This window comes from Frateuria aurantia DSM 6220, assembly GCF_000242255.2.
In the GTDB taxonomy this organism is placed as follows: Bacteria; Pseudomonadota; Gammaproteobacteria; order Xanthomonadales; family Rhodanobacteraceae; genus Frateuria; species Frateuria aurantia.
In genome coordinates, this window is record NC_017033.1 from 3276549 (window position 1) to 3297730 (window position 21182).

Below are 21182 nucleotides of genomic sequence, written 5' to 3' on the forward strand. Positions count from 1 at the left end.
GCCGGTGTGCTTTCAGCTGGAAATGGCCATCCGTTCGCTATCGAAAACCCGGATCGCGATGATCACCACCAGCACCGCCAGCAGACTGGTGCCGGCAAAACACAGGCCCAGCGGCAGCCATGCCACCTGCCCTGATCGCAGCAGTTCGACGATGCCAAGGTTCTGTGACAGCACCGGAACGGCATACATCCATGCGCTGGCCTTGAACGGCAACAGGCTCAGGAACAGGCTGGGCAAGGCCGGCACCAGGGACAGCAGCCCCAGATAGGTCTGGGCTTCGCGATAGCTTTTGGCGAACCCCGCCACCATGATCTGCAAACCGGCCAGGAAAACGGTCAACGGCAGCATCATCCACCAGGCGGTGAACATGAAGCGCAGCCCCAGGTGCAGTTCAAAGCCCAGTTTTGCGGAAGGCAGACCATATCCGACCAGACCGAATGCCAGTACGCTCAGCACCAGGCTGGCAAAGGCGAAACTGGAGGTCGCGGCCAGCTTGGCCAGCAGAATTTTCCAGCGCGCCACCGGATTGACAAGCAGCGGTTCCAGCGACTGCCGCTCCCGCTCGCCAGCGGTCAGGTCGATCGCCAGATACATGCCTCCCATCTGCACCGTCAGTATCAAAAGATAAGGCAGCATCGAGAACATCAGACCGGCACGGCTGCGCGAGGTCGACTGGTCACGATCCGAGATGGCCAGTGGACTGGCAATGGCTGGATCCATGCCACGCGCCAGCAGACGCAGCGCCGCCTGCTGGGCCGACCAGGCCTGCAGGCGTTTGCTGACGCGATCCACCGTTGCCTGCGCGTCGCTGCGCGAGGAATCATGAATCAGCTGGATCCCGGCCGGCTCGCCGCGCGCGATCTGGGCTGACCACTGCGGCGAGATCCGCAGGACCACGTCCTGATCCCGATCCACCACGGCCTGTTCCGGGTCGGCGATGGCGGAACCTGCCCGGATACCGCCCTCGGCAAGAAACCCGATCAGCGCCGGAGCGTATTGCGCACCGACAACCGGAATGGTGACGGGCCGGTCCGACTGCCGGCTTTCGCGCTGCACCAGCACCTGGATCAGCACCAGCAGCAGAAGCGGCGTCAGCAGTGGACCGATGACCAGGGCATTGAGCACCGCCCGACGATCACGCAGGTTTTCCCTGACCTCTTTCCACCAGATCGTCAGAAGGGGCGACTTTGCGAAATGGATGTTCATGCGGCCAGACCCTCGCCACTTCCGATGAGTCGGACAAAAGCATCTTCCAGGCTGGCTTCACCGGTGCGTTCCCGCAGCCCTTCCGGACTGTCGATCGCGATCACCCGGCCTGCGGCGATCACCACCACCCGGTCGCAGACCGCGGCGATTTCCTGCATCACATGGCTGGACAGCAATACGCACCGGCCCTGCTCGCGCAACGACAGAACAAAGCGGCGCAAGGCGCGCGTAGCCATCACGTCCAGTCCGTTGGTGGGCTCATCCAGCAGGACATTGGCCGGATCATGCACCAGGGCCCGGGCGATCGCCGTCTTGATGCGCTGCCCCTGCGAGTAGCCTTCGCTGCGCCGATCAGCGAATTCGGTCATGCCCAGTTCGTCGATCAGCTGCTGCCCGCGGCGGCGAGCCGGCTCCGGTGCCAGACCCTGCAGGCGGGCAAAATAGTCGATGTTCTCGCGTGCCGTCATCCGCTTGTACAGACCGTGCGCATCGGGCAGCACACCAAGCCGCCGCCTTGCCGCCAGTGGCTCGGCCACGGCATCAAGGCCGTCGATACGTATCGTGCCGTGGTCTGGCCGCATCAAGGTGTAGAGCATCCGCAGCGTGGTGGTCTTGCCCGCCCCGTTGGGTCCTAGCAGGCCGGTGATCTGGCCATCCTCGGCACGGAAGCTCACATCGCGGACGGCTTCGACCTCGGCGAACGACTTGCGCAACTGCTGGACCTCGATCATGGAGCGGCTCCGTTGAAATCAGTGAAGAACGGCGGGGCCTGCATGCCCTGCAGGCAACTGTCGTCGAAAGCCGCGACGTCGGCCTGCGCGATGAAGTGCGCTACCAGGCGCGGCGTGCAGCCAGCAAGGATGACGTTGTGGGCCTGCCCTTTCAGCACCAGCAGCCGCGCATGCGGCAGACCGGAAGCCACTTGGCGGGCGTACCGTGGCGGAGTGACAGGATCAAATTCACCTGACAACAGCAGGACCGGCGCCGCGCTGCGAAAATCACGATGGAATCCAGGGGGGCGGTCGCCCTTGGGCCACACCGAGCAGATCGCCTGCAGGGTGCTCACGAATCGATTGCCAAGCAAGGTATGCTGATCGGCGGAACGGGTATGCAGCAGGTCGGCATCCTCGCTGCAGCTGACCGCATAGCCCATCCCCGAGCTCATCGAGTCGCTCAGACGCCCCTGCAGCAATCGGGCCTGCGCCGTCAACGGTTCGGCGTTGCCATGGATCGCCGCATCCACCGACAACGGCAGCACCGCCATGGTCAGAGGCGAGTAAGCGAACATCCGCGCCACGATGGCCAGCGTATCGGCACTCAGACTCGCCTGTCCCACGGTGTACCGTTGAGGGTCATGCAGGTTCAGTGTCTGTGGATGCGCCTGCAATTGCCGCTGCAATTGGCGCAATTCAGCATAGGGGTCACCGAAGCGCCGCCTACAGCCCGGCTCGGATTCGCAGCGCCGCGCCTGGGCCTGCAGCGCCGCGTCCAGATTGGCCGCGTGATCCTGTCCCAGCGCCAATGCATTGGGGACCACGCTGTCCAGCACGATGCTGCGCACGGCTGCCGGGTAGCTTCCTGCATATTGCTGCGCGACACGCGTGCCATAGGAAATGCCGATCAGGTCAAGCCGAGGTGCGCCCAGCGCCTGTCGCACCTGCTCCAGATCCCCGATCGCCAGCGTGGTGGTATACATCCGCAGATCGGCCTTCCGTGACAGGCGTTCGGCGCACTGGCTTGCCTCAGCCCTGATCAGCGCTGCGTCGTCTTGCGTGATGGAATCGGACCGGCTCTGATCATCGTGACACGTCAGCGGATTCGAACCGCCGGTACCGCGCTGGTCCAGCAGCAGCACATTGCGATGCGCGGTCAGCCCCCGCAGGCCAGCTGCCAGCTGCGACCAGGCTTCGGTCGCGGCCTGCCCCGGGCCTCCGGCCAGCACCGTCACCATATCGGCGGCCGGAGTCTGGGCGTCGGAACGGATCACGGCCAGGCGCAGCCGGATCGTGCGCGCCTCCGGATGCGCCGGATTTTCCGCCACCGGCCATTGCCCGCACCAGGCCGCGGGACTGCCGCCACCCGCGGGGGCCGGCAGCGTGCAGGCATGCAGATCAACCCGCCCCAGCCGCCAATGGGCGGGCGCGGCGGGCACCGGGTCCGTCGTCGATCTCGCCGGCCCCGCCGCAGGCGGCGATGGCGCGGCAGGCTCGCGCCATGCATGAAGGGCAGCCCCCAGCAGTACACAGACTCCCGCAACCCGCCAGATCCGCGCCCATCGTTTCCGCATCACCATCCCTCAGCCCCCTCAGGCATGCATACGGCATCCGGCCTTGGATGCGCGCAAAGTATTTGTGTATCAATACAACAATACAGATTGACTGGAGTCAAGCGGTGATCTCCCCATACATCCACCCTTGCCAGGCGCCATGGTCGCGAACCGGCTGCATCTCCACCCGCCTGTCCTGCTCGAGGCCTGCATCAAGATGGCCGGCTGGCTGCTATAATCAAAGACTTGTTCCAATGGCCGACATCATGCGCGATACCGTTCCTGCCCTGGAAGTCAACGCTCTTCGCAAGATCTACAGCAATGGCGTGGAGGCGCTGAAAGGCGTCAGTCTCACCGTCCAGCCCGGCGATTTCTTCGCCCTGCTCGGCCCCAACGGCGCCGGCAAATCGACCCTGATCGGCATTCTGTCCTCGCTGGTCAATGCCAGCGGCGGTGATGCCCGCATCTTTGGCGTGTCGCTGCATGAACAACGCAGCGCCGCCATGCGACTGGTCGGACTGGTTCCGCAGGAAATCAATTTCAATGTTTTCGAGAAACCTTTCGACATCTGCGTCAATCAGGCCGGCTTCTATGGCGTTCCGCGCGCCAAGGCCGCCGAACGCGCCGAACGGTATCTGAAAGAGCTTCGCCTGTGGGACAAGGCGCATCTGCAGGCCCGTACCTTGTCGGGTGGCATGAAGCGCAGGCTGATGATCGCCCGGGCGATGATGAACGAACCCAAGCTGCTGATCCTCGACGAACCCACGGCCGGCGTGGATATCGAGATCCGTCGCAGCATGTGGCAGTTTGTCAGCGGCATCAATGCCGCCGGCACCACGGTCATTCTCACTACCCACTATCTGGAAGAGGCCGAGCAGCTGTGCCGCAATATCGCCATCATCGATCATGGCCGGATCGTCGAGAACACGGACATGAAATCCCTGCTGGCCCGGCTGGAGGGTGAAACCTTCGTGCTCGACGTGGCGGCCAGCACCCTGCCGGCCGCTCTGCCCGACATCCCCGGCATCCGTCTGCGGCGGGTGGATGCCAGCACCCTGGAAGCGGAAATGGCCAAGAGCCACGATCTGAACAGCCTGTTTGCGGCCTTGTCGACCTGCGGAATCACGATCACCTCGATGCGCAACAAGAGCAACCGTCTGGAAGAACTGTTCGTGCAACTGGTCGAGCGCGGCCGTCATGCCGATACCCGGCAACAGGAGGCTTCGGCATGAGCAGCTCATCCAACCTGATCGCGCTGGGCACGATCGTCCGCCGCGAAGTGATGCGGATCCTGCGGATCTGGACCCAGACCCTGATACCGCCGGTCATTACCATGACCCTGTATTTCGTGATCTTCGGCCGCCTGATCGGCAGCCGGATCGGCACCATGCACGGTTTCAGCTACATGCAGTACATCGTGCCGGGCCTGGTGATGATGAGTATCATCACCAACAGCTACGGCAATATCTCCAGCTCGTTCTTCGGCGCCAAATTCGGTCGCTACGTCGAGGAAATGCTGGTCTCGCCGATGCCGAACTGGGTCATTCTGGGCGGCTATGTCGCCGGCTCGGTGCTGCGCGGCCTGATCGTCGGCATCCTGGTGCTGCTGATCGCCCTGTTCTTCACCCATTTGCATATCGTCCATCCGCTGATCACCCTGGCCGCCGTGCTGATGGGCGCCACGGTGTTCTCGCTGGCCGGATTCGTGAATGCCGTCTATGCCAAGAAGTTCGACGACATCGCCCTGGTGCCCACCTTCGTGCTGACCCCGCTGACCTATCTGGGCGGCGTGTTCTACTCGGTGGATCTGCTGCCGCAGCCCTGGCGCGACATCTCGATGGTGAATCCGATCCTGTACATGGTGAATGCCTTCCGTTACGGCGTGCTGGGTGTCAGCGATGTCGGCCTGGGTACCGCCTTCGTGGTCATGGCCCTGTTCGTGCTGGGCCTTGGCGCGGTCGGCCTGCGACTGCTGTCCAAGGGTGTCGGCCTGCGGTCATAAGCCGCGTCGGGACATGCATGCGCCGGGATAGACTGGTTTGCCCAGTCCTGAACCCGGCGAATACTGACTCATGCAAGCCACCTCCACATCTTCGACCGTGCCCCGCATCGTCATCGTCGGCGGTGGCGCGGGCGGTCTGGCCCTGGCCACCCAGCTGGGACGCGACCTGGGCCGCCCCGGCCGCGCTGAAATCATTCTTGCCGACATGGACGCGGCCTATGTCTGGAAGCCGATGCTGCACACCGTGGCCGCCGGTACCTACGATGCAGGCATCCAGCAGACCGCTTATCTGGCCCAGGCCGCCAACCGGCATTTCCACTTCATGCCCGGACGTATGACGGCACTGGACCGCACCTCGCGGCGGATCACCCTGGCCCCGGTCACCGACATCAACGGTCAGGTCAGCCTGCCCGAGCGTGAAGTCGGTTATGACTATCTGGTGCTTGCCGTGGGCAGCCGCGCCAATGACTTCGGAACCCCCGGTGTGCAGGCTCATTGCGACTTCATCGAAGGTCGCCGCGAGGCCCGCGTCTTCAACAGCAAGCTGCGGCTGGAACTGCTGCGCGCGATCCATTCAAGTGAAACCGGCGGCCTGGCCATCATCGGCGGCGGTGCCACCGGAGTGCAGCTGGCCGCCGAGGTCAGTCACATGCTGGAGCTGATCGACGGTTACGGGGTCCCCGATGCCCATGCGCACTTCAAGCTGTATCTGATCGAGATGCAGGACCATATCCTGGCCGGTTTCCCCGACAATGTCGTGCAGCAGGCTACGGAGCAGTTGGCCAAGGTCGGCGTGGAAGTGATGACCGGCGCCCAGGTCGCCAGCGTCGATGCCGAAGGCGTCAGCCTCAAGGACGGCCGGCAGCTGCCCGCGCGGATCAAGGTCTGGGCCGCCGGCGTCAAGGCACCTGAATTTCTGCACGGCATCGACGGGCTGGAAAGCATGCGCAACGGCCGGCTGGTGATCAACACCCAGCTGCAGACCCGCCGTGACGACCGCATCTATGCCATCGGCGATTGCGCGGCCCTGACCTTTCCGGGCGAGACCATGCCCTTGCCGACCACCGCGCAAGTCGCCAACCAGCAGGCAAAATATCTGGCCGAAGCCTTGCCACGGCGCCTGGCCGGTCAGGCCTCGCCCCCGTTCGAATACCACGACATGGGCAAGATCGTCTCGCTCAGCGACTACAACGCCTTCGGGGTGCTGGGCAACTACGGCTTTTTCAAGCGCGGCTTCATCAAGGGGCGCTTCGCCCAGCTCGGGCATCTGTTCCTGTATCGCCGCTTCCAGGTCGACCTGTACGGCTGGTGGCGAACCGGGCTGAGAATAATCGCCGATCGCATCAACCGGCTGAGCCAGCCCAAGGTCAGGCTGGACTGAAGTCGGCCAGGGCTGCGGGCGGGACATTGCCCCCGCCCCATGCGATCATCCCCGGCATGACCCGATTCGACTCCTTACCGCTGCGCCCCGCCCTGCTGGCCAGCGTCGAAAACCTTGGCTATGCCAGCATGACCCCCGTCCAGACCGCCAGCCTGCCGGCCATGCTGGACGGCCGCGACCTGATCGCCCAGGCCCGCACCGGCGGCGGCAAGACCGCTGCCTTCGGCCTGGGCCTGCTGCAGCAGCTGGAGGTCGATACCATCCGCCTGCAGGGGCTGGTGCTGTGCCCCACCCGCGAACTGGCCGACCAGGTCGCCAAGTCGCTGCGCAAGCTGGCCGCCGCGATTCCCAACGTGAAGATCCTGACCTTGTGCGGCGGCATGCCGCTGGGACCGCAGCTGGCCTCGCTCAGCCATGATCCGCATATCGTGGTCGGCACGCCGGGCCGGATCCAGGAACATCTCAAGCGTGGCAGCCTGCATGGCGGCGGAGTGACCACCCTGGTGCTGGACGAGGCGGACCGCATGCTGGACATGGGCTTCGAGGAAGCCATCAACGACATTGCCGGGCGGATCGGCAAGCTGCATCGCACCTGGCTGTTCTCGGCTACCTATCCCGACGAAATCCGCGCCGCCAGCCGACGGCTGCAGCAGGATCCGGCGGAAATCACGGTGGATACCGAGGTGCCCTCGACCGTGATCGAGCAGCAGTTCTACGAGGTCGAACCGGCGCGCAAGAACGAGCTGGTCGCGACCCTGATGAGCCTGCAGCTGGTCGATTCCGCCCTGATTTTCTCCAATACCCGCCGCGGCTCCGAGGAAGTGGCCGACGCCCTGATCAAGGCCGGCTTCTCCGCGCTGGCCCTGCATGGCGAAATGGAACAGCGCGACCGTGACGAAGTGCTGGTCCGCTTTGCCAATCGCAGCTGCGCCATCCTGGTCGCCACCGATGTTGCCGCACGTGGTCTGGACATCGACAGCCTGCCGCTGGTGATCAGCCATGACCTGGCCCATGATCCCCAGACCCATACCCACCGGATCGGTCGTACCGGACGAGCCGGCCAGCATGGTCTGGCGATCAGCCTGGTCACCTCGCGCGAGCTGGGCCGGCTGGCGAGCTTCGCCGAGGTGCTGGGCCCGCTGCCGCCCTGCCGCCCCGCTCCTTCGCGCAACCGCGGCGGCAAGCCGCCGAAGCCGGCTCCGATGCGGACCCTGGTCATTGATGCCGGCAAACAGGACAAGCTGCGCCCCGGCGATATCATGGGCGCCCTGACCGGTGATGCCGGGCTGCCCGCCGCCGCGGTGGGCAAGATCGATGTCTATGCCACCCGCGCCTATGTGGCGATTGCCCGCGCCCACTTCGAAGCCGCCCAGGAGCGGCTGCGCAAAGGTCGCATCAAAGGCCGCAATTTCCGGGTTCGCCGCCTGGACTGACCGACACCGCGGCTTGCCTGCGCCGGATCGCTGGCGCAGGATCCCGGACTGGCGTATCCGCGCCGGACACTTCCCCTTCAAGCACATCTCTGCCCATGCGCCCGATTGCCTGCCTGCTGCTGCTCATCGCCACCCTGTGCCCGCTGTCCGCACCGGCCGCCGAGGTCGTGGCCCACCCCGGCTACAAGGTGGTACACATTTATCCGCACAGCCGCGAGGCCTTCACCGAGGGCCTGTTCTACGCCCATGGCGCCTTGTACGAAAGCACGGGCATGAATGGCGCATCCTTCATCCGCAAGCTGGATCTGGAAAGCGGCAAGGTACTGCAGCAGATCAGCCTGGATCCGGAGTATTTCGGCGAGGGCATCGTCAACTGGGGCTCGCGGCTCATCCAGCTGACCTGGCGTACCGAAGTCGGCTTCAGCTACGACCTGGCCAGCCTGCGACGCACCGGCAGTTTCCACTACCGGGGCGAAGGCTGGGGCCTGACTCACGACGACCATCAGCTGATCATGAGCGACGGCAGCTCGACCCTGCGCCTGCTGGACCCGCAGAGCCTGCAGCAGACCGGCTCGCTGAGCGTGACGGAAAACGGCCGGCCGGTACCGCGGCTCAACGAGCTGGAGTGGGTCAAGGGCCGGATCTATGCCAATGTCTGGCTGACCCGGCATATCGTGGTAATCGATCCGCGGACGGGCCATGTCACCGCCGATATCGATTTCGGCAACTTGCTGCCGGCCTCCACGCCCTTGGCCAACCCCACCGACGACGTGCTGAACGGCATCGCCTGGGATGCCGAGCATGACCGCCTGTTCGTGACCGGCAAGTGCTGGCCCTATCTTTACGAAATCAAGTTGCTGCCTGCCTCCGCCGGGCATTGAGTCCGAAGCCCCGACGGCCCGCAGACAGCGCCCGGCTCCGCCGCGGCATCGGCCATGCGCTCCGGCATGGGCCGGAAAAACGTGACGTCCTTAACAGTTGGCCAAGCCCGCACGCCGGGTTTCACACAGATCCGGGCGTAACATGGGAGAATGCCCGATCGTGTCCGGATACTGATTCGATCTATGGCGTATATCAAATGGACCATCGTCGGGCTGCTGTTTCTCAGCGTCCTGTATATTCACCTGCGTGGCCGGGTCCGTTATGGCTTCGGGCGTCAGGTGCTCGATCATTCCTCGTTCATGGCCCCGATCAACGTGGTCATGTACTTGTGTTCCAAGGTTCCCACCACACCGTTTCTGGTTCCTGAACAGTACTTCCCCGAACTTGAGGCACTGCGCCGGAACTGGCGCGAAATCCGCCAGGAAGCCATCGACCTGCGCGAGAAGCAGCAGATCAAGGCTTCGGACTCCTACAATGATGCCGGCTTCAACTCTTTCTTTCGCCGTGGCTGGAAGCGTTTCTATCTGAAATGGTACGACGAGGCTCATCCCTCGGCCGCGACCCTGTGCCCGGTGACCACCGAACTGCTGCGCAAGATTCCCTCGGTCAAGGCAGCCATGTTTGCCGAGCTGCCTCCAGGCAGCGAACTGCGCCGGCACCGTGATCCCTTCGCCGGATCGATCCGGCTGCATCTGGGCCTGGACACGCCCAACGACGATGCCTGCTTTATTTCGGTCGATGGCCAGAAGTACAGCTGGCGCGATGGCGAATGGACGATGTTCGATGAAACCTTTGTCCACTTCGCCGAAAACAGGACCGATCATGACCGGGTGATCCTGTTCTGCGATGTGGAACGCCCGATGAAGTACCGCTGGGCCACCGCCTTCAACCGCTTCGTCGCCAAACATCTGCTGGCCGCCGGCGCCTCGCCGAACATGGAGGGCGACAAGACAGGCGGGGTCAACAAGCTGTTCGGCCATTTCTATGTCCTGCGCTTGCGCTCCAAGGCACTGCGTGCCCACAACATCCGCCTGTACTACGGGCTGAAGTACGCCGCCCTGATCCTGCTGGCTCTGCTGGTGATCTGGATCTGACCGCCCTCCGCCGACCGGGCCATGACTTCTGCCACGGTCTGCGGACGATCGCATCGACGCATACTCGGCAAAGGGGAAATCCACACCTTTGACGGGGCTGTCCATGCGTTGCAATCATGTTTTCCTGCTGGCCATGACACTGGGTCTGGCCGGCTTCACCGGTTTCGGCAAGGCCGCCACGCCGGCCCCGACCAACCCGCAGACCGACCTTGAACGCACCTCGGTCACGCGCCATGCGATCACGCTGCATGGCCGGCGGATCGCCTATCAGGCCACCGCCGGCACGCTGCTGATCAGGGATGCGGCCAATCAGCCCCAGGCCCAGGTGTTCTATATCGCCTATACCCGGCCCGACGCCCCGGCCGGACAGCGGCCGGTCACCTTCTTGTACAACGGAGGCCCGGGTGCGGCCAGCTTCTGGCTGGCCATGGGATCCATCGGTCCCGAGCGCGTGCTGACCGCCAGCCCGCAAGCGACCGGCCCTGCCCCCTACAAGCTGATCGACAATCCGCAGTCCTTGCTGGACAAGTCCGATCTGGTCTTTATCGATGCCGTCGGTACCGGCTATTCCAGACCACTGGGCAAGGCCACCGGCAAGGATTTCTGGGGTGTGGATCAGGATGTCTCGGCCTTTGCCCGGGCCATTACCCGCTATGTGACCCTCAATCATCGCTGGAACTCGCCCAAATTCCTGTTCGGCGAGAGCTACGGCACCACCCGCTCGGCGGCCCTGGCCGATGCCCTGCAGGAGGGAGGCATGAGCCTCAACGGCGTGGTCCTGATGTCCTCGATCCTGAACTACGCCATCCGCATGCCCGGCTACGACGAGATATATGTCGGCTATCTGCCCAGTTATGCGGCCACCGCCTGGTATCACCACAAGCTGGCGCAGCCGCCGGCCGACCTGCCGACCTATCTGGCTGAAGTCCGCCGCTGGGCCGCCGGCCCCTATGCCGCCGCGCTGGCCCAGGGCCAGAATCTGCCGACAGCCGAGTTCGACCGGATCGCCAGGCAATTGGCCGCTTATACCGGACTGTCTGTGGATTTCGTCAAACGCGCGAACCTGCGCATCGACCTGAGCCGTTTCCGCAAGGAGCTGCTGCGTGACGAGGGCCATACCGTCGGCCGCTTCGACAGCCGGTTCGAGGGCATCGACGAAGACGATGCCGGCGAGTCCCCGGACTATGATGCCTCCGACACGGCCATCAGCGGCGCCTTCACCAGCGCCTTCCAGCAGTACCTCGGCGAGCAGCTGAAGTACTCGCGTCCCGAGCCCTATGTGACCGGATCCAGTGACGCGATTCGCCAGTGGGACTGGCGCCATCGCGCCGCCGGCAGTCGCCGCCCGCTGCAGACGGCCTACGTGGCCGGCGATCTGGCCCATGCCATCCGTACCCATCCGGGTCTGCGCGTGCTGTCGCTGAATGGCTACTACGATATGGCCACGCCTTTTTTCATTACCGAATACGATCTGGCCCACATGAACCTGGCGCCGTCCCTGCGGGACAACGTGCAGTTCCGCTACTACCCCTCGGGCCACATGATCTATCTCAATACGGAAGTCCTGCCCCGACTGAAGCAGGACCTCAGCCAGTTCTACGATCTGGCCGCCCCTTCTGCCAGCCACAAGGACTGAGCCCATGCCATCGAATACCCTGATCCGCGTCGCCATCGGCCTGGCCCTGACCGGCAGCAGCCTGGCCGCTGCCGAAGCGCCCGCCGCCAGGCCCCATCCCGCCGATCCGGCCGTGACGACGGCCACGCCGCCCGACCGGCAAGTCGTCACGCAGCATGAAGTCAAAGTCGATGGTCGAACCCTGCACTACAAGACCACGGCCGGAACCCTGCTGACCGGTGACGGCAAGGACAAGCCCGGCGTCAGTTTTTTCTACGTGGCCTATACCGCCAAGGCCGATTCGCGCCATCCTCGCCCTGTCACCTTTGTCTACAACGGCGGACCGGGTTCCTCGAGCATGTGGCTGCAGATGGGCTCGATCGGGCCGGTACGGGTGGAAAACAACGGTGACCGGCCGGTTCCACCCCCGCCGTACCGGGTCGTGGCCAATCCCGAGACCTTGCTGGACAAGTCCGATCTGGTCTTTGTCGACGCCCCGGGCACCGGCTACTCGCAACTGACCGGCAAGACCCAGGGCAAGGATGTCTACGGTGTGGATCAGGATGCCCAGGCCTTTGCGCGCTTCATCACCCGCTATGTGACCTTGAATCATCGCTGGAACTCGCCCAAGTTCCTGTTCGGCGAGAGCTACGGCACCACCCGCTCGGCCGTCCTGGTCAAGGATCTGCAGGAACAGGGCATGGAGATGAACGGCGTGGTGCTGATGTCGTCCATTCTGGACTTCAGTGTCGCCGCCCCCGGCATCGACCATGGCTATATCGTGAACCTGCCGACCCTGGCCGCGATCGCCTGGTATCACCATCGCGTACCGGGCGCACCGGCCGACATCAAGACCTTTCTGGATCAGGTCCGCCACTTCGCCAGCACCGATTACACTTTGGCGCTGGCCCAGGGCGATGCCCTCAGCCCGGCAGACAGCCAGCGCATCGCCCGCCAGCTGGGCAACTATCTGGGTCTGGCACCGGCCTGGATCGAGCGAGCCCACCTGCGCATCGATCCGAGCCGGTTCCGGGCCGAGCTGCTGCGCGATCAGGCGCTGACCGTCGGCCGTCTGGATGGTCGCTTCAGCGTCAGCGAATATGATGCCGACGGCGAGGAGCCCAGCGGCGATGCCGCCAGCGATGCCATCACCGGGGCGTATGTGGCCGCGTTCAACCAGTATGCGGGGACGGTGCTGAAGTTCAGCGAGGACCGCCCTTATCTGGCGACCAATTACGGGGTGGTCAATCGCGGCTGGAACTGGCTGCGCGGCCATGGCGGCTGGACCCAGGCCACCTACGTGGCCGGCGATCTGGGCGATGCCATGCGCCGCAACCCGCAGCTGAAGGTCTTCTCGGCCAATGGCTATTACGACCTGGCCACGCCGTTCTATGCCACCGAGTTCGATCTGGGGCATCTTGGCCTGCCACCGGCATTGCGCAAGAACATCAGCTACGGCTTTTACCCTTCCGGGCACATGATTTATCTTGACCTGCCCTCGCTGAAGCAGCTCAAGGCCGATCTGGCCCGGTTCTACGACGCGGCCACTGTCGCCCCGGCCGGCTGACACGTCCATCGCCGCCGCGCCCTCATCGACCAGGGCCGCGGTCTGGCGCTCCGGACCGGATCAGGGAAGCGCCGAATGAACGGATTGTCATCCCACCGACGCCACTCTGCGTCTATGCTTGTGAGTATCCAGCGGGCAGGATCTGCTCTGCCCCGACGTCGGCGCGGCCGCTGGCTGCGTCGGCCTCTACCGTTTTCACATTGAACGATGACGACCATGAACGAGCACGAAGACAAGACCCGCCTTGCCGACGATCAGACGCAGGCACCGGAACAGCCCGCCCGCCGCCAGCTGCTGGGCCGCATGGCGGTGGCCGGTGCGGCCATCGCCGTCGCCGGCCAGGCCGCGCCGGCCAGCGCCGGGTCTGCACCGTCCCGGCTGACGCCGGCCCAGACCGATGCCTTGCTGCGCAAGCATATCGGACATGTGGTGGTGATCTTTGCCGAAAACCGCAGCTTCAACAATCTGTTCGCCAACTTCCCCGGCGTGGAAAAGCCGCTGTCCTCGCTGAAGCCCGAAGATTACCGGCAGCGCGACCGTGACGGCAGCGTGCTCCAGACCCTGCCCAAGATCTGGGGCGGGCTGGTACCGCATGAGCAGGAGGTCAATCACCGCCGCTGGAAGATCGGCCGGGATGATCTCACCGGTCTGCCCAATGCGCCCTGGGCACTGAAAGCACCCGATGGCAGCCCACTGCCGCATGGCGTGGTCACCGGCGATCTGTGGCATCTTTTCTACCAGAACCAGATGCAGATCAATGGCGGCAAGAACGACGGCTTCGTGGCCTGGGGCAATACCGGCGCCCAGGTGATGGGTTATTACGCCGACAGCAGCGTCAACCTCAGGCTGTGGCAGCTGGCTCGCCAGTACACCCTGTGCGACAACTGGTTCATGGGAGCCTTCGGCGGCTCTTTCCTCAACCACCAGTATCTGGTCGCGGCCCAGCCGCCCTTCTATCCCAAGGCCGACCAGAGCCCTGCCCGCTTCAGCATTGCCCAGGTCGAAGGCGATGACCCGGCCGGGACCCGGCTGGTTCTGGCCGAGGACTCGCCGGCCAGCGCCATGGACGGGCATGCCAAGTTCGCCTCGCGCAGCACCCTGACCCCGGATTTCCGGGCGGTCAACACCATCGGCCCGCCTTATGCGCCGGGTTTCAACACCGATCCGCACAATCCGGCCTTGGCCGATGCCAGCAGCCCCAATACCCTGCCGCCGCAGAGCCACGCCACCATCGGCGACGCCCTGTCGGAAAAGGGCATCGACTGGGCCTGGTACGGCGGCGGCTTTCAGCTGGCACTGGACGGCAAGGGCGACGGCGATGATTCGACCTACCCGCCGACCCCGAATTTCCAGGCCCATCACCAGCCCTTCAATTATTTCCAGCGCTTCGCTCCCGGTACCGAGGACCGCAAGCGGCACCTGCGCGACGGCGGCTTCGGCGACACCGCGCCGCACAATCGCTTTATCGCCGATATCGAGGCCGGCACCCTGCCCCAGGTCAGCTATTACAAACCGCAGGGCGATCTGAACATGCATGCCGGCACCTCGGATGTGGAAGCCGGTGACCGCCATATCGCCCATGTCGTGGATGCGATCCAGAAAAGCCGGCACTGGCAGGACACCCTGATCATCATCACCGTCGACGAGAACGGCGGCTGGTGGGATCATGTCGCGCCCCCCAAGGCCGACCGCTGGGGCCCGGGCTCGCGGATTCCGGCGCTGGTGGTATCGCCCTTCGCCAAAAAGGGACATGTCGAACACACGGTGTATGACACCGGCTCGATCGCACGTTTTCTGACCCGCCGCTTCAGCCTGAACAAGCTGCCGGCGCTGGCAGAACGCGAAGAAGCCATGCGCAAGGCCAGCGGTTTCGCTCCCGGCGATCTGACCGAACTGCTGGATTTCAGCCAGGCCTGAGCCTGCGGCGGCGGCCGCCAGGCCGCCGCCTTGCGATGTCCCCCGTCCTCCCATCCCCGCCCCGGCAGCCCGGGGCACGTCCCGGGTCGCCCATGGCATACTGGGCGTTTGATCTCTGGAGCCGATCCATGCGCCGTCTGTCCTGTCTGTGTGCCCTCGCCCTGCTGCCCGCGGCGGCACTGGCGCATGATCCCTATTCCTACGCCCAGCCCGACCAGGTCCGCGTCAGCCACCTGGACCTGGACCTGGATCTGGATTTTTCCGGCAAGACCTTGAAGGGTCACGCGACCCTGGATCTGGACTGGCGCAGCCGTGCCGCCAAGACCCTGGTTCTGGATACCCGCGATCTGCATATCCGCCAGATCAGCGCGGTGGGCAAGGATGGCCGGACCACCGTGCTGAACTACCAGCTGGCCAAGGCCGATCCTCAGCTGGGCAGCAAGCTGACCATCCAGACGCCGCAGCATCCGGCAAGGATACGCATCGACTACAGCACCAGCCCCACCGCCAGCGGACTGCAGTGGCTGAGCCCGGCACAGACCGCCGATCACAGCCAGCCCTTCATGTTCTCGCAGTCCGAATCCATCCATGCGCGCTCCTGGGTGCCGCTGCAGGATTCACCGGTGGTGCGCTTCAGCTACGACGCCCATATCCATGCCCCCAGCCAGATCCGGGTCGTGATGAGCGCCATCAACGATGCAAACCATCCCCTGAATGGTGACTTCCGGTTCGATCAGCCGCGGGCGATTCCGTCCTATCTGCTGGCCATCGCGGCCGGCCATATCGCGGTGAAGACCACCGGGCCGCGCAGCGCGGTCTATGCCGAGCCCGGCATGGATGCCAAGGCGGCGCATGAATTCGAAGACACCGAAAAGCTGATCGAGACCGCCGAGCATCTTTACGGCCCCTACCGCTGGGGCCGCTACGACCTGCTGGTACTGCCTCCCTCCTTCCCCTTCGGCGGGATGGAAAACCCGAACATGACCTTCGCCACGCCGACCATCGTGGTCGGCGACAAGAACCTGGTCAGCGTGATCTCGCACGAGCTGGCCCATTCCTGGTCAGGCAACCTGGTCACCAATGCCTCTTGGCGCGACGGCTGGCTGAACGAGGGTTTCACCACCTATGTCCAGGGGCGGATCACCGAGGCCGTCTACGGCAAGGCACTCGCCGACGAGGAAGATCTGATCGCGATCCGCGAACTGCAGCAGTCGCTGCCCTCGATTCCGCAGAACGCGCAGAAGCTGGCACCGCCACCGCTGCCGGTCACCGCTGACGATGCCTTGTCGGAATTGGCCTATACCAAGGGCTCCTGGTTTCTGCGCTTCCTGGAGGCACGCTACGGCCGTCAGGTCTTCGATGCCTATCTGCGCGGCTATTTCGACCATTTCGCCTTCCAGAGCATCACCACCGAACAGATGCTGGCCTATCTGAAGGTCCATCTGTACAACGCCCATCCCGGCAGGGTGCAGTGGTCCGAGATCGTGGCATGGGTCTATGGTCCGGGGATCCCCCAGGATGCGCCGATCCCGCATTCGGCGCGCTTCGATGCCATCGACCAGGCTCGTGCCGGATTCCTGGCTGGCCGGCTGACTGCCACCGGTCTGCAGGCGCAGGGCTGGAACACCCAGGAATGGGAGTATTTCCTGGATGGCCTGCCGGCACACAGCCCGCTGCAGCAGCTGCAGGCTCTGGATGCCGCCTGGCATCTGACCGGTACGCCGAATGCCGAGATCGGCGTGCGCTGGTACAGCCATGCGATCGCCGCCGGTGACAAGGCGGTGTGGCCGGCGGCCCGCGAACAGATGACCCGTATCGGCCGCCTGATCCTGACCCTGCCGATCTATTCGGCCTTTGCGGCCACCCCGGAAGGCAAGGCCTATGCCGAAGCCGCCTATCAGAGCCACCGTGACGGCTATCATCCGCTGACCCAGCAGGCGATCGAACACCTGCTGCAGCGCAGCCAGCCCTGAACCGACAGGACCGAAACTGAACGGTCGGCGCCCTTCGCGACACGCTTCGGCGCCGACCGGTATCCTGTTCTCCCGAACCTACTGCCACTGACCTGAATCCATCTATGTCCAATTCCATCACACCTGCCGCAGGCCCGGGCGCCCGCCGACCGCTGTGGAAAACCATGCTGCTCCGCCGCCTGAAATTTCTGGGCGTGCTTGCCGGGCTGGCTCTGGTCGTGTTCGGCGGCGGCTATCTGTTCGCGCCCGGCTTGCTGCTGAAAGCCAATGATTATCGCCAGGCCGTCGAGGCCCATCTCAACAAGAAGCAGGTGCTGGCCGGTGATACCAATTGGGTCTACTACGAAGGCGGTACCGGCCCGACCGTAGTGCTGTTGCACGGCTTCGGCGCCGACAAGACGATCTGGCTGCCGCTGGCGGCCCAGCTGACCCAGCGGTTTCACGTGGTGATTCCGGATCTGCCGGGCTGGGGCGAGTCTTCCCGTGATCCGGCGGCGAGCTACGACCTGGATGTGCAAGCCCAGCGTCTTGAAAACTTCGTCCAGGCCATCCATCTGCCGGGTATGGTGCTGGTCGGCCACTCCATGGGTGGCGGCATCGCCGGCCTGTATACCCTGGCCCATCCCGACCATGTCGCCGGTCTGGTGCTGATGGACTCGATCGGACTGAAATCCGACGCGAACGCCTTCACCCGCGAGGTCGAGGCCGGCAGGAACCCCTTCGTATTCAATGATCGCGACGGCTTCCATCAAGCCCTGGATCTGGCCTTCCAGCACCCGCCGCATGTCGCCGGGCGTTTTGCCGATGTCTATGTCCGGCGCAACGAGCAGAATCGCGCCTTTATCGACAAGACCTTCAAGGAACTCAGCGATCCTTCCCAGGCACTGGCCCTGCAGCACCGTCTGAGCGACTTCGTCACCCCGGTGATGGGCCTGTGGTGCCGCAACGACAAGATCGTCGATTACTCCGCGCTGGAAAGCCTGCGCAACGGCCTGACCCATGCCCGTTCGATCAGCGCCACCACCATCAATGACTGCGGCCATATGCCGATGCTGGAAAAAACCCGCGAGGTCGGCCAGATCCTGAGCAATTTCGCAATGTCGCGCTGAGTCTCTGGCGCCGCCCGATCCCGGGTGGCGCCAGTCACCCGGGTCAGTCCAGATCCATCGCCAGCTGCTGTCGGCGGCGCTCACGCTGGACCTGCACCACCAGCTGGGACAGGCGCCGGGATACCGCCGGCTCCACCTGCAAAAAATGGATGCCGATCATGAAGGCTTCCTGCCGGTTCAGCTCCACCGCATGGCGAACTTCGCCGGCCACCTCGAAGGCCGTCAGGCCTTGCGGTTCGATCCGCAGCTGCAGCCGCTGCCTGGAAGCGGCCCATTCCAGCGGCGCACCCACCTTGATCATGAACCGGCAGCCATGCTCGGACACATCGAGCATCTCGCCTTCGGCGACCACTGCACCGTCCTCGTCCAAAATCGCCAGCGGCGGTGCCTGACCAATCAGAAAGCTGGCGCGAAAGGAGCGCCGCCGCTGCATGTAGCGGATTTCCGCCGGCAGCGGAAGCCAATGGCAGGGCAGCCCATCCAGCACCCCGCCCTGCAGGGTGCCGGCAGGAATCTGCCAGTAACTGGGACCGGCATCGCTCTGGGCCGACATGGTCAGGCCCGGCGCATGCCGCAGCAGATTGTTGCCGTCCAGCGGCACGACTTCATCGATGGCCATCCGCCCGGTCTGGCGGTCGATCTGCAACAGGCTGCTGCGATAACGCTGGCCGCCGCCCATCGACAGCATCAGCACGGCCTTGGCCTTTTGCAGCCGGACCAGGTGCATGTAAATCTCGGCGGGAACCGTCAGATACTGCGGCTCGACATCACCATCAGCGGAGGAGGACACGCTCGTCATACCTTTACTCTGAAACAACCCTGTTCATGGCAACGACACCGGAACGGCCATGACCGCGACGATCTCGGTACCCACTTCGACCTCACCCGTTTGCACGGACGAGGCCTCCCATCACGGCGACGGTACCGCCACCCATCGCTCCATTTCGGCCTTCAGACGCGCGCCATGTTGGCGCAGCCACTGTCTTTGCTCACGCCATTGCGGCAACAGCGCCCCCACCTCGGCCCAGAACCGCGGCGAATGATTGCGTACCCGCAGATGGCACAGCTCGTGCACCAGCACATAGCGCAAAGCCTCCGTCGGAGCCATCGCCAGACTCAGATCCAGGTTGACTCTATCACGAGTGTCGAGGCTGCCCCACAGACTCTTGAGACGGCGCACCTGCAAGGCGGATGGCGCACGCCCCAGACGTGCCGTGTAGAACCCCAGATCCCGGGCCACGTCACGCCGCAGCTGGGCCTCGAAAAAACTGGCCAGCAAGCCCCGCACGACCCGCCGCGGCTGGACCTGGCGCTCGGGCAGTCCCAGCCACAGACAGTCCTCTCGCCGTTCGACGCGGGGGAAAGCGCTGCTTTCCCACAGCAAGGGCACGTTCCGGCCCCGCAACAGAATCTCGGCCGGCACCCCGGGCTGCCAGTCCGCCACGGCACCGGCCGACAGTTGCAGCTCCTGCAGCTTGGCCTGCAGCCAGTCGACATGAGCGGCCAGAAAGCCCTGCAGATCCGCCGCCCGCGTCCCGGGCGGATAGGACAGACGGGCACCGCCGGAAGACACCGTCAAGCGCAACCGACGCGAGCGCGGATGGGGCATCGGCCGCACTTCAATGAGCTCGCCATCGGAGCTCATGGCATACAGCCGCGGCGGTGCAAGGGTATTCATCCCGACGACCGCCGTCCGGCCTCAGGCGTCCTGCGGCCGCGGCAGGCTGAACCAGGTTTCCAGCTGGGCCAGCAGACGTTCCAGTTCCAGCGTCAGCAAGGCAAAGCGCGCATCCATCTCGGCGCCGGCATCGGCGGGGCTGTCACCCAGTTCGTCCAGCACCGCATCCAGAAATTTCAGCTTGCGCAGCACCAGGTCTTCGCCCAGCACGAAACTGATCCGGTCGTCAAAGACCAGGCCCAGCTGAAAGACCTGCTTGCCATTGCGCAGATGCTCCTTGACCTCTTCGCTGTCCAGATCCTGCCGTCGGCAGCGGGCAATCGCCCCGGTGGCGGTGGCCGGATCACGCAGTTCGCATTCATCGCCCAGACTCAGGCCGGCCGGCAGGCTGCCATTGGCCAGCCAGTCCGTCATCAGCACCCGCGGACCTTCCTCCGGTGCCAGCGGCAGGGCAGGGAAACTGCCCAGCGCTTCGCGGATCTGGCTGACGGCGTTTTCGGCGCTCTTGCGGCTGGAGGTGTCCAGCACCAGCCAGCCGTTGGCACGGTCGGCATAGACCGGCAGCCGCGACTGGCGCACGAAAGCCCGCGGCAGCAGTTCGGTGAGAATGTCTTCCTTCAGCTTCTTGCGTTCGCGGCCACTGACCTTGCGCCCCTCTTCCTCGGTGATATGTTCGATCCGGCGGGCCAGCTCGTCGTTGATCACCGCCGCGGGCAGGATCTTGTCTTCGCCACCGGGATGCAGCAGCACGCAGCGCTTGACCACATGGGTCAGCGGCGCCTCCTCGCCACGCCCCACCGGCGGCACGAAGCCGCGACTGAACGATTCCATCGGGCCGCACGGGCGCAGCCGATGTTCGGCCAGCGCCTCGTCGAGCCGCGACAGATCGTCGGCCACGGCGGGAGAAAAGCGGAACAAGGTGAGATTGCGGAAGAACATAGTGCCTCGGCTGCCTGCAGCGATAAGCGCCGACCCGGATGCGTCGGCCAAGTCCCTCATCATACCCGTTGGGATGCTCCAGTGACGTGGCCGCGTCGGTATCGGCCAGTATTGCAGCCC

The 21182-nt window shown here is 64.6% G+C and carries 17 protein-coding genes; 11 read left to right on the forward strand and 6 right to left on the reverse strand.

Annotated elements, in window-relative coordinates:
* Positions 1–12 precede the first annotated feature (12 nt).
* Genes FRAAU_RS14895 through FRAAU_RS14905 form a run of 3 tightly spaced genes read right to left on the reverse strand, consistent with a single transcriptional unit; the run spans position 13 to position 3358 of the window.
* Complete coding sequence (locus FRAAU_RS14895) at positions 13–1206, reverse strand: ABC transporter permease (RefSeq protein ID WP_014404345.1); 1194 nt, start codon at positions 1204–1206, stop codon at positions 13–15.
* Positions 1203–1937, reverse strand: a complete 735-nt coding sequence (locus FRAAU_RS14900) for an ABC transporter ATP-binding protein (RefSeq protein ID WP_014404346.1) — start codon at positions 1935–1937, stop codon at positions 1203–1205. Before FRAAU_RS14900 ends, FRAAU_RS14895 begins: the two co-directional genes overlap by 4 nt.
* Positions 1934–3358: an alpha/beta fold hydrolase gene (locus FRAAU_RS14905; protein WP_245546399.1), complete on the reverse strand. Its 1425-nt coding sequence runs from the start codon at positions 3356–3358 to the stop codon at positions 1934–1936. The genes FRAAU_RS14900 and FRAAU_RS14905 overlap by 4 nt, the downstream gene beginning before the upstream one ends.
* A gap of 380 nt (positions 3359–3738) precedes the next feature.
* Between FRAAU_RS14905 and FRAAU_RS14910 the strand changes: the two genes are divergently transcribed.
* The 11 genes from FRAAU_RS14910 to FRAAU_RS14960 all read left to right on the forward strand — a co-directional run bounded on the left by FRAAU_RS14910 (position 3739) and on the right by FRAAU_RS14960 (position 18445).
* The gene (locus FRAAU_RS14910; protein WP_245546400.1) at positions 3739–4704 is read left to right on the forward strand and encodes an ABC transporter ATP-binding protein; all 966 of its coding nucleotides are present in this window, start codon (positions 3739–3741) and stop codon (positions 4702–4704) included.
* Positions 4701–5474: an ABC transporter permease gene (locus tag FRAAU_RS14915; protein WP_014404349.1), complete on the forward strand. Its 774-nt coding sequence runs from the start codon at positions 4701–4703 to the stop codon at positions 5472–5474. The genes FRAAU_RS14910 and FRAAU_RS14915 overlap by 4 nt, the downstream gene beginning before the upstream one ends.
* A 70-nt stretch (positions 5475–5544) precedes the next feature.
* Positions 5545–6855, forward strand: coding sequence for an NAD(P)/FAD-dependent oxidoreductase (locus tag FRAAU_RS14920; RefSeq protein ID WP_014404350.1), 1311 nt, complete (start codon positions 5545–5547; stop codon positions 6853–6855).
* 56 nt (positions 6856–6911) lie between these two features.
* Positions 6912–8288, forward strand: a complete 1377-nt coding sequence (dbpA, locus tag FRAAU_RS14925) for an ATP-dependent RNA helicase DbpA (protein ID WP_014404351.1) — start codon at positions 6912–6914, stop codon at positions 8286–8288.
* Positions 8289–8383: 95 nt separating this feature from the next.
* Positions 8384–9169 (forward strand): glutaminyl-peptide cyclotransferase, encoded by a 786-nt coding sequence (locus tag FRAAU_RS14930; protein WP_014404352.1) that lies wholly within the window; start codon positions 8384–8386, stop codon positions 9167–9169.
* 183 nt (positions 9170–9352) lie between these two features.
* Positions 9353–10264, forward strand: a complete 912-nt coding sequence (gene lpxO / locus FRAAU_RS14935) for a lipid A hydroxylase LpxO (protein ID WP_014404353.1) — start codon at positions 9353–9355, stop codon at positions 10262–10264.
* 103 nt (positions 10265–10367) lie between these two features.
* The gene (locus FRAAU_RS14940; protein ID WP_014404354.1) at positions 10368–11900 is read left to right on the forward strand and encodes a S10 family peptidase; all 1533 of its coding nucleotides are present in this window, start codon (positions 10368–10370) and stop codon (positions 11898–11900) included.
* A gap of 4 nt (positions 11901–11904) precedes the next feature.
* On the forward strand, positions 11905–13446 hold the full coding sequence (locus tag FRAAU_RS14945) for a S10 family peptidase (RefSeq protein ID WP_014404355.1): 1542 nt from the start codon (positions 11905–11907) through the stop codon (positions 13444–13446).
* Positions 13447–13662: 216 nt separating this feature from the next.
* On the forward strand, positions 13663–15363 hold the full coding sequence (acpA, locus tag FRAAU_RS14950) for an acid phosphatase (protein WP_014404356.1): 1701 nt from the start codon (positions 13663–13665) through the stop codon (positions 15361–15363).
* 128 nt (positions 15364–15491) lie between these two features.
* Positions 15492–17336 carry a M1 family metallopeptidase gene (locus FRAAU_RS14955; RefSeq protein WP_014404357.1) on the forward strand — a complete coding sequence of 615 codons (1845 nt, stop codon included), beginning with the start codon at positions 15492–15494 and terminating at the stop codon, positions 17334–17336.
* A gap of 164 nt (positions 17337–17500) precedes the next feature.
* Positions 17501–18445: an alpha/beta fold hydrolase gene (locus tag FRAAU_RS14960; protein WP_014404358.1), complete on the forward strand. Its 945-nt coding sequence runs from the start codon at positions 17501–17503 to the stop codon at positions 18443–18445.
* A gap of 43 nt (positions 18446–18488) precedes the next feature.
* Here FRAAU_RS14960 and FRAAU_RS14965 read toward each other — a convergent pair whose 3' ends face one another.
* The 3 genes from FRAAU_RS14965 to FRAAU_RS14975 form a co-directional block, all read right to left on the reverse strand.
* On the reverse strand, positions 18489–19235 hold the full coding sequence (locus FRAAU_RS14965; protein ID WP_169314768.1) for a flagellar brake protein: 747 nt from the start codon (positions 19233–19235) through the stop codon (positions 18489–18491).
* Between the two features lie 120 nt (positions 19236–19355).
* The gene (locus FRAAU_RS14970; RefSeq protein ID WP_014404360.1) at positions 19356–20123 is read right to left on the reverse strand and encodes a M48 family metallopeptidase; all 768 of its coding nucleotides are present in this window, start codon (positions 20121–20123) and stop codon (positions 19356–19358) included.
* Between the two features lie 21 nt (positions 20124–20144).
* Positions 20145–21062, reverse strand: coding sequence for a recombination-associated protein RdgC (locus tag FRAAU_RS14975; RefSeq protein ID WP_014404361.1), 918 nt, complete (start codon positions 21060–21062; stop codon positions 20145–20147).
* Between the last annotated feature and the right edge of the window lie 120 nt (positions 21063–21182).

Coding starts and splice junctions, on each gene's coding strand:
- dbpA (WP_014404351.1), top strand. CDS start 6,912: ATGACCCGATTCGACTCCTTACCGCTGCGCCCCGCCCTGCTGGCCAGC.
- FRAAU_RS14945 (WP_014404355.1), top strand. CDS start 11,905: ATGCCATCGAATACCCTGATCCGCGTCGCCATCGGCCTGGCCCTGACC.
- FRAAU_RS14960 (WP_014404358.1), top strand. CDS start 17,501: ATGCTGCTCCGCCGCCTGAAATTTCTGGGCGTGCTTGCCGGGCTGGCT.
- FRAAU_RS14920 (WP_014404350.1), top strand. CDS start 5,545: ATGCAAGCCACCTCCACATCTTCGACCGTGCCCCGCATCGTCATCGTC.
- FRAAU_RS14895 (WP_014404345.1), bottom strand. CDS start 1,206: ATGAACATCCATTTCGCAAAGTCGCCCCTTCTGACGATCTGGTGGAAA.
- FRAAU_RS14955 (WP_014404357.1), top strand. CDS start 15,492: ATGCGCCGTCTGTCCTGTCTGTGTGCCCTCGCCCTGCTGCCCGCGGCG.
- FRAAU_RS14940 (WP_014404354.1), top strand. CDS start 10,368: ATGCGTTGCAATCATGTTTTCCTGCTGGCCATGACACTGGGTCTGGCC.
- FRAAU_RS14910 (WP_245546400.1), top strand. CDS start 3,739: ATGCGCGATACCGTTCCTGCCCTGGAAGTCAACGCTCTTCGCAAGATC.
- FRAAU_RS14900 (WP_014404346.1), bottom strand. CDS start 1,937: ATGATCGAGGTCCAGCAGTTGCGCAAGTCGTTCGCCGAGGTCGAAGCC.
- FRAAU_RS14930 (WP_014404352.1), top strand. CDS start 8,384: ATGCGCCCGATTGCCTGCCTGCTGCTGCTCATCGCCACCCTGTGCCCG.
- acpA (WP_014404356.1), top strand. CDS start 13,663: ATGAACGAGCACGAAGACAAGACCCGCCTTGCCGACGATCAGACGCAG.
- FRAAU_RS14975 (WP_014404361.1), bottom strand. CDS start 21,062: ATGTTCTTCCGCAATCTCACCTTGTTCCGCTTTTCTCCCGCCGTGGCC.
- FRAAU_RS14970 (WP_014404360.1), bottom strand. CDS start 20,123: ATGAATACCCTTGCACCGCCGCGGCTGTATGCCATGAGCTCCGATGGC.
- FRAAU_RS14915 (WP_014404349.1), top strand. CDS start 4,701: ATGAGCAGCTCATCCAACCTGATCGCGCTGGGCACGATCGTCCGCCGC.
- lpxO (WP_014404353.1), top strand. CDS start 9,353: ATGGCGTATATCAAATGGACCATCGTCGGGCTGCTGTTTCTCAGCGTC.